General features: G+C 65.2%; 6 protein-coding genes. 1 reads left to right on the top strand and 5 read right to left on the bottom strand.

Features of this window, described 5'->3' with window-relative positions; translation table 11 throughout:
- Positions 1-125: 125 nt before the first annotated feature.
- Positions 126-1,064, bottom strand: a complete 939-nt coding sequence (locus PG887_RS08150) for an ABC transporter substrate-binding protein (protein WP_104455803.1) — start codon at positions 1,062-1,064, stop codon at positions 126-128.
- Positions 1,065-1,249: 185 nt separating this feature from the next.
- Here PG887_RS08150 and PG887_RS08145 point away from each other — a divergent pair, with 185 nt between their 5' ends.
- Complete coding sequence (locus PG887_RS08145) at positions 1,250-1,981, top strand: 4'-phosphopantetheinyl transferase family protein (RefSeq protein ID WP_270821453.1); 732 nt, start codon at positions 1,250-1,252, stop codon at positions 1,979-1,981.
- A 90-nt stretch (positions 1,982-2,071) separates the two neighbouring features.
- On the opposite strand, the gene PG887_RS08140 is transcribed toward PG887_RS08145, so the two are convergent.
- The 4 genes from PG887_RS08140 to PG887_RS08125 form a co-directional block, all read right to left on the bottom strand.
- Positions 2,072-2,890: an amonabactin ABC transporter ATP-binding protein gene (locus PG887_RS08140; protein ID WP_270821452.1), complete on the bottom strand. Its 819-nt coding sequence runs from the start codon at positions 2,888-2,890 to the stop codon at positions 2,072-2,074.
- A 43-nt stretch (positions 2,891-2,933) separates the two neighbouring features.
- Positions 2,934-3,983, bottom strand: a complete 1,050-nt coding sequence (locus PG887_RS08135; RefSeq protein WP_270821451.1) for an amonabactin ABC transporter permease subunit 1 — start codon at positions 3,981-3,983, stop codon at positions 2,934-2,936.
- Between the two features lie 12 nt (positions 3,984-3,995).
- Positions 3,996-5,012, bottom strand: a complete 1,017-nt coding sequence (locus tag PG887_RS08130) for an amonabactin ABC transporter permease subunit 2 (protein WP_270821449.1) — start codon at positions 5,010-5,012, stop codon at positions 3,996-3,998.
- A 78-nt stretch (positions 5,013-5,090) separates the two neighbouring features.
- The gene (locus PG887_RS08125) at positions 5,091-7,064 is read right to left on the bottom strand and encodes a siderophore amonabactin TonB-dependent receptor (RefSeq protein WP_270821448.1); all 1,974 of its coding nucleotides are present in this window, start codon (positions 7,062-7,064) and stop codon (positions 5,091-5,093) included.
- Positions 7,065-7,081: the final 17 nt, after the last annotated feature.

The raw sequence follows: 7,081 nt of genomic DNA, 5'->3' as shown, positions 1-7,081 counted from the left end.
TGTTTGGAGACAGCCAGTTTACCAGCACCCTGTCTGTCAACTTCCACTTCCCCAAGATCCCGCGAAGAACCTAAAAAGAAGCCCGCATCATGCGGGCTTCTTGTTGGCCGTCAACCGAGGGGGGATTAGTGAGCGATGGGGGCGGCATCCGGTTTGGTCAGCAGGCGCTCGACGTCGTCGATCACCTTGAGGGCCGCCTGGGGGCCGCCGGTGGAGGTCCAGAGTGACCCGTCCACGGCGCCGAAGCGCTTGCCCTTGATGGCGCCGAGCTGCTGGAAGGCCGGGGTCTGCTCGGCCTGCTTCATGGCATCCACCGCATCCCCGCTGGTGCTGAGGGTGCCGATCACCAGCCAGTCACCGTCCAGCAGGTTGAGGGATTCGAGGCTCAGGGCCGGGGAGTGGGGGCTCTTGTCGCCAATCTGGTGGGAGGGTCGGGTGAGCCCCATCTCGGTGACCACGCTGCTGGCAAAGGTGCCGCCGTGCATGTAGCTCGGCCCCTTGGGGTTCCAGCGCACTATGCTCATCTGTTCCCCCTGATGCTGTGCAAGCTTGCTGCGGGCCTCTGCCAGGCGAGCCTCATACCGGGTGAGGAACGCCTTGGCCTCGGCCCCCCGGTTCATCGCGTCGGCACTGCGGTCGAACACGGTTTTCCAGGGCTCGCCCCAGTTGCCGGTGACGACGGTGGGGGCGATCTCCTTGAGCAGGGCCAGGAGCTCGGGCTTGGTCTGGCCGGTGAGGATGAGGTCCGGCTCCAGATCGATGAGGGTCTCCAGATTGGGGTTGTCCAGATCCCCGACCACGGCGATCTCCTTGCCCGCCTTGCCCAGCAGATAGCGGGGCAGGGTGGACTGGCCGCGTCCATTGACGGTGCCTACCGGCTGCACCCCCAGAGTCAGGGCGCTGTCGAGATCGAGTTCGCTCAACACGACGACTCGCCGGGGCGCATCGGGGACGCTCTGGGGCTGGCCGTTGGCATCGATGACCTGGCGGCTGCCCGCCTGGGCTTGGAAGCCCGTCAGGCTGGCCAGCATGAGCAAGGTGGCCAGCGGGGAGAAGATCTTCATGGTGACATCCTTATGGGTGAAATCGGTGGGCCGGAGTCTGTGGAAAGTGCCTGAGAGCCGCCCGGCCAGCCCCGAATGGGCGGGGACATGCTACCACAAAGCAAGTGAGAAACGTTGTCATTTGTATTTGTGGCATGACCTCGGCTTGCTTTGGTACCATCGCAGGCCCCTGTCAGGAGCCTTTCATGTTGCCTCGTTGTCCCTCACTCGATGGATCCTTTGTCCGTCAATCCGATACCTTGTGCCTGCCGGGCCTGGAGACGCTGCCTCTTCATCGGGTCTGTTTCGATCCCGCCGCCTTCTCGCCGGAGTGCTTTGGGGCCCAGGGCATCATCCTGCCTGCTTCATTGCAGGGGGCTGCCCCCAAGCGCCTCGGGGAGTTTCTGGCGGGGCGCCTCGCGGCCCGCGAGGCCCTGCGCCCCTTCGGCCTGGCGGGGAGTACGGTGGCCATCGGAAGTGCCCGAGAGCCGCTCTGGCCTGAAGGGGTGGAGGGGAGCATCAGCCACAGCCAGCTGGCGGGGCAGGGGCTGGCCCTGTGTGCGGTGCGCCCGGGCCAGGAGGGAATCGGGCTGGATCTGGAGGCCTGGCTCGATGGCGACCAAGGGGCGAAGCTCTGGCCCGGCATCATGGATGGGGAGGAGTGGGGACGGCTGGAGGCGGGGGCTCACGACGCCCAGCTGAGCCTGGCAGAGGGACTGACTCTGGTTTTTTCCGCCAAGGAGAGCCTCTTCAAGGGGCTCTATTCCCGGGTGGGGCGCTACTTTGACTTTCTCGATGCCCGCTGGCTCGCCATGACGGCGCAGACTCTCACCCTGGAGCTCAAATGCCCGCTGACGCCGACCCTGCCAGCCGGCTGGCGCGCCACCCTGCACTGGCAAGCCCTGCCGGGGGGCGTGCTCACCGTCTTGCTGCTGTGAGCACGATGCCAGCGCCCGGATAACGCCAACGCAAAGCCCAGAGAAAGAAACCGCCATCAGGCGGTTTCTTTCTCTGGCACAGGGTATGGCTCAGGCCGACACGCCATGGTCGGCGCGCAGGCGAGGCACTTCGTCAGCCCGTCGGCGGGGCACGATGACAGGGGCCCCGTCGCCGGGGGCGTGCAGTATGTCCACATCGGTCTGGTAGAGGCGATCGATGAGGGGCTTGGTCACCACCTCCCGGGCCGGGCCCATGGCCTGGATGGCGCCATCCCCCAGAGCAATCAGCTCGTCACAGTAGCGGGCGGCGGTGGCGAGATCGTGGATGACGATAAGCACCGTCTTGCCCTCGGCGGTGACCCGATGGATGGCTTCCATCACCTCGGTCTGGTGGCCGATGTCCAGCGCGCTGGTGGGCTCGTCCAGCAAGATGATGTCCGCATCCTGGGCCAGCACCATGGCGAGCCACACCCGCTGGGCCTGACCGCCGGACAGCGAACTGGCGCTCTGGTGCCAGATGGCATCAAGCTGCATCCGCTCCCGGGCCCAGTCCACCATGCGGGCATCCTCCTCGCTCCACTGATTGAACCAGCCCTGATGGGGATGGCGGCCATATTGCACCAGCTGCTCCACCAGGATACCGGGGGGGACCAGGGGGCGCTGGGGCAGATAGGCGAGTTCCCGAGCCAGGGCTTTGGCGCCATAGGCACCGAGTGGCTTCTCCTTGAGCAGGATCTCCCCGGACCGGGGCTGCTCCTGTCCCGCAAGGAGCTTGAGCAGCGTGGATTTGCCACCGCCGTTGGGGCCGACGATCCCCACCAGCTTGCCCCGGGGGAGGGAGAAGGAGATCTCCTTGAAGATGGTCTTTTGCGGGTAGCCGAACTGGAGTCGGTTCACGGTGAGCGTCATCGGGCGGCCCTCGGTCTGTATTGAAAATGGATGAATGCCATGGTCAGTCGGCCTTCTGGCGATCTTTGAGCAGGATGAAGAGCAGCAGCAGGCCGCCGAGAATGCGGGTCATGATGCCGGTGGCCACCTCGTGGGGGCTGGCCAGCACCCGCACCAGGGTGTCGCTTGCGAGCAGCATCAGGGCGCCGCACAGGGCGGCAATCCAGAGCGGCACGATGCGATCCCGGCTGAGCCAGGAGGCAAGGATGGGGGCCGCCATGGCAATGAAGACCACGGGGCCGCCGATGGCGGTGCCAAGGGCTGCGACGATGATGGCCTGGGCCAGCACCCCGAGCTGGACCCGGTTCACGTTGACCCCGAGGGTGCTGGCCGTCACCGGTCCCAGGCGCAGCACGCCGAGGGAGCGGGAGAGACAGACGGTCCAGGGACAGATGAGCAGGAGCAGCAGGCTCACCGGCAGCAGGGTGCCATAGCCCTGACCGACGAAGTTGCCCATGTTCCACAGATAGAGGCTGGTGAGGTGTACCAGGGACTGGGTGGACATGACGAACTGGCCGAGGGCGTTCATCAGCTCCGAGACCCCGATGCCGATCACCACGAACAGGTAGCCCTGCTCCCCCGGCTTGTTGCACAGGGCATAGAGCACGGCGGCGGCAAACAGGGCGCCGAAGGGGGCGGCCCACCAGGGCCAGGTGCCCAGGGTCAGATAGAGAGAGAAGATGATGATGGCCAGGGATGCCCCCTCGTTGACCCCGATCATGTCCGGGGTGGCGAGGCGGTTGCGCACCAGGGTCTGCACCAGGCAGCCCGAGAGTCCCATGGCGGCGCCGGCCACCAGCACCGCCAACAGGCGCGGCAGTCGGATCTTGAAGACGGTTACCTGATCGAGTCGGCTTCCCTCCCCGAGCAGGGTCTGGATCACCCCCATCATGGTGATCTTGCCGGACCCCAGGGTGAGGGCCAGCAGGGAGAGCAGGGTGAGGGCGACCAGGAGCCCCAGGGTGATGAGCCAGGTGCGGCGGTGCAGCAACAGGGTGTGGCTGCCAAGGCGAAGGCAGAGGGTGCCGCTCGGGAGTGAGAGAGAGTTCTTCATGGGCGTGGCACCTTATTTGACGGCCAGCAGGGAGCGGAAGCCGCCGCTGCGCACCACCAGGATGAGCACGGGCGCCCCGATGAGCGCCAGAATGACGCCGTTGGGCAGCTCGTAGGGCTGGATCAGCCAGCGGGCCAGCACATCGGCACCGAGCAGAAAGAGCACCCCGAACAGGGCGGAGAAGCGCACCTGGATGGCGAGGCGAACCGGCTCCACCAGGCGGGCGCAGTAGGCGGCGAGGAAGCCGACAAAGCCGATGGGACCGGCGATGGCGATGGCGCAGGCGGTGAAGAGCGTTGCGGCCAAGAGCACGCCGATCCGCACCCGGGTGGGGCGGATGCCGAGGGCCCTGGACTGGTGATCCCCCATCTGCATCAGGGTGAGAGGGCGACAGAGCGCCAGGGTCAGCAGCAGGGCGGCCAGGGCGAAGGGGACCACGGTGAGTACCGCTTCCAGACTGGAGGCGGCAAGGGACCCTAAGTTCCAGAAGCGGAACTGCTCCAGCACCACCCGGTTGGAGAGCAGCAGGAAGTTGGAAAGACCGCCGAAGGTGGCGGAGAGGGCGACTCCTACTAGGATGAGTTTGAGGGGGTTGGAGCGCCCCACCATGAGGCCGAGGCCCAGCACGATGAGGTTGCCGAGCAGGGCCCCCATGCCGGACCAGAGCAGATAGCCGTAGGCGGATTCGACACCAAACCAGGTGAGGCCGATCACCAGAGCAAAGACGGCGCCGGCATTGACCCCGAGCAGGCCGGGTTCGGCCAGAGGGTTGCGGGTGGCACTTTGCAGCATGGAGGCCGCCAGGGAGAGTGACGCCCCCACCACCAGGGCTGCCAGGGTACGGGGCAGGCGCAGGGTATGGACTATCATGGCGAGCTTTTCATCGGCCACGAAGGCGGGATCGCCCATCAGGAAACCGGCGACCTCGCGGCCACCATAGACACCGGCCCCGGTGGCCAGTGACAGACAAATCAGCAGGAAGAGGAGCAGCACGCTGAGCCAGAACAGCCGAGCTTGGTATCTGAGCACTCAATGACTCCTTGAATTCGGGGAGGCAGAAACGCAAAAAGGGAGCCCCGCGACCGGGGCTCCCGCATACAGGATGGATTACAGCTTGTAATCGACCCCTGCGTAGACGGTGCGACCTTCCAGGATGAAGTCGGCGTCGGTCGCCACCTCGTCACGCTGGGTGTTGGTGAGGTTGGTGATGCCGAGTTTGAAGTCCAGGGCCGGCGTGACGGTCCACTTGGTGTTCACGTCCAGAGTCTGGTAGTGCTTGGAGGTGAATGCCTGGGCGTTGCGAGCCGGCACCTTGATCACCTGGCTGCCGACATACTGCCAGGCCAGGTTGGCGCTGACCACGTCGCTCGCCTTCCAGTCCAGGCCGATGTTGCCGGTGTGATCCGGGGTCTTGGCCAGATCGTCACCCGTGCTCTTGTCTTCGGAGTCCAGCAGGGTCAGGTTGCCGGTCAGCTGCACGTTGTCCAGCACGTCGAACCAGCCGGTCAGCTCCAGCCCCTTGATGCGGGCCTTCTTGACGTTGAGGTAGGTCATGACGGTCGGACGGTAGCCCGGGCCCCACTGATCGCTCTGGATCAGATCCTCGATCTCGTTGTGGAAGCCGGTCACCCCTGCGCCGAAGCGATCGGCGTTGTAGGCGGTGCCAAGCTCGTAGCTGACGGAGGTTTCCGGCTTCAGATCCGGGTTGCCGATCACCTTGCAGGCGCCGCGGCAGGCGGTGGTGGCGAACCCTTCGCTGGACTGGGCCAGGGTCGGGGCCTTGAACGCCTTGCCGGCGCCGCCCTTGATCACCCACTCGTCACTCAGGGAGTAGAGGGCGTAGGCACGGGGGCTGAACTCGTTGCCATAGGTCTCGTGGTGATCCAGACGGCCGGAGAGCGTCAGGGCCAGATCCCCAAAGCCGAACTCGTCTTGCAGGTAGAGAGCGCTCTGGCTCGCATCCACGCTGCTGTTCTGGATGCTGCGGCTGTGCTCCAGCTCGGTCTTGCGGAACTCTGCACCCGAGGTCAGCAGGTGATCCCCGAGGTAGCCGCTCAACTGGCCATCCACCGTGTTGTTGGTCTGGGTGATGTCGGCGGCGCCACCGTTGAGCTGGGAGTCATCCATCAGATCGGTCTGCTCGAAGTAGTAACGAGCGCGGCTGTCGAAGTGTTCCCAACGGCCGTTGTGGGTCAGCCCCAGGCTCAGGCGATCGAGTTTCTGCACGTTGTGGGGGGTGGCCGGTGCGGTCGGGGCACGGGGCACGTTGTTGAAGTAGCTGTCCATGTCGTTCTGGTTGTAACCCAGATCGAAGTCGATGTCCTGGTTGTCGGCCACCAGCCACTTCAGGCTGGAGAGCACGTTGACCACTTCCCGTTTCTCCAGGGCGTCGGCATCCGGGTTGTTGGACTGCTCGCTCTTCCAGCGATCCCGCTGATAGCCTTCCACCACCACGCTGCCCAGCAGCTTGTTGTCGATCAGGGCGCCGGAGACGAAGGCGCTACCCTGGTTGGCATCCCCGCCATCCCCCTTGGTGGGCATGGTGTGGGTGTAGCCGACGGCCGCTTCGGTGTTCTCCTTGGCTTGGCGCAGGATCACGTTGACCACGCCGCCGAGGGCATCGGCCCCGTACAGGGAGGAGACGGGACCGCGGATCACTTCGATGCGCTCGATGGCGGCCATGGGGATGGAGCTTAAGTCGAAGTCGTTGCCAAAGGAGCTGCCCAGGGTCTCGCGGGCGTTGACCCGCTTGCCGTTGACCAGCAGCAGGGTGTAGTCACCGCCCATGCCGCGGATCTTGATCTCGTTGCGACCCGTGGGGTTGGTGCCGATGATGTTGACACCGGGCACGTGCTTGAGGGCATCGCCGATGTTGTTGACGTTCATCTTGTCCAGATCGGCGCGAGTGACCACGGAGACGCTGGCCGGGGCGGTCAGCTCGGTGTGCTTGGTCTGGGTGGCGGTGACCACCACCGTCTCATTGGCCTTGACGGACTCGGCCTGGGCCAGGCCCGGTACGGCCAGCAGACCAAGGGAGAGCAGAATGGGGTTCAGTTTAAAGAGGCCGTGCTGCAACTGCATTGTCAAAAACTCCATGG

The organism is Aeromonas sp. QDB14 (assembly GCF_027707845.1).
Lineage (GTDB): Bacteria > Pseudomonadota > Gammaproteobacteria > Enterobacterales > Aeromonadaceae > Aeromonas > Aeromonas caviae.
Note: the sequence above shows the minus strand (reverse complement) of the source record. Positions and strands in the feature narration are given on the sequence as shown.

What these genes read in the sequence shown, in the direction of transcription:
- PG887_RS08125 (WP_270821448.1), bottom strand. Translation starts at nt 7,064, where the DNA reads ATGCAGTTGCAGCACGGCCTCTTTAAACTGAACCCCATTCTGCTCTCC.
- PG887_RS08145 (WP_270821453.1), top strand. Translation starts at nt 1,250, where the DNA reads ATGTTGCCTCGTTGTCCCTCACTCGATGGATCCTTTGTCCGTCAATCC.
- PG887_RS08150 (WP_104455803.1), bottom strand. Translation starts at nt 1,064, where the DNA reads ATGAAGATCTTCTCCCCGCTGGCCACCTTGCTCATGCTGGCCAGCCTG.
- PG887_RS08135 (WP_270821451.1), bottom strand. Translation starts at nt 3,983, where the DNA reads ATGAAGAACTCTCTCTCACTCCCGAGCGGCACCCTCTGCCTTCGCCTT.
- PG887_RS08140 (WP_270821452.1), bottom strand. Translation starts at nt 2,890, where the DNA reads ATGACGCTCACCGTGAACCGACTCCAGTTCGGCTACCCGCAAAAGACC.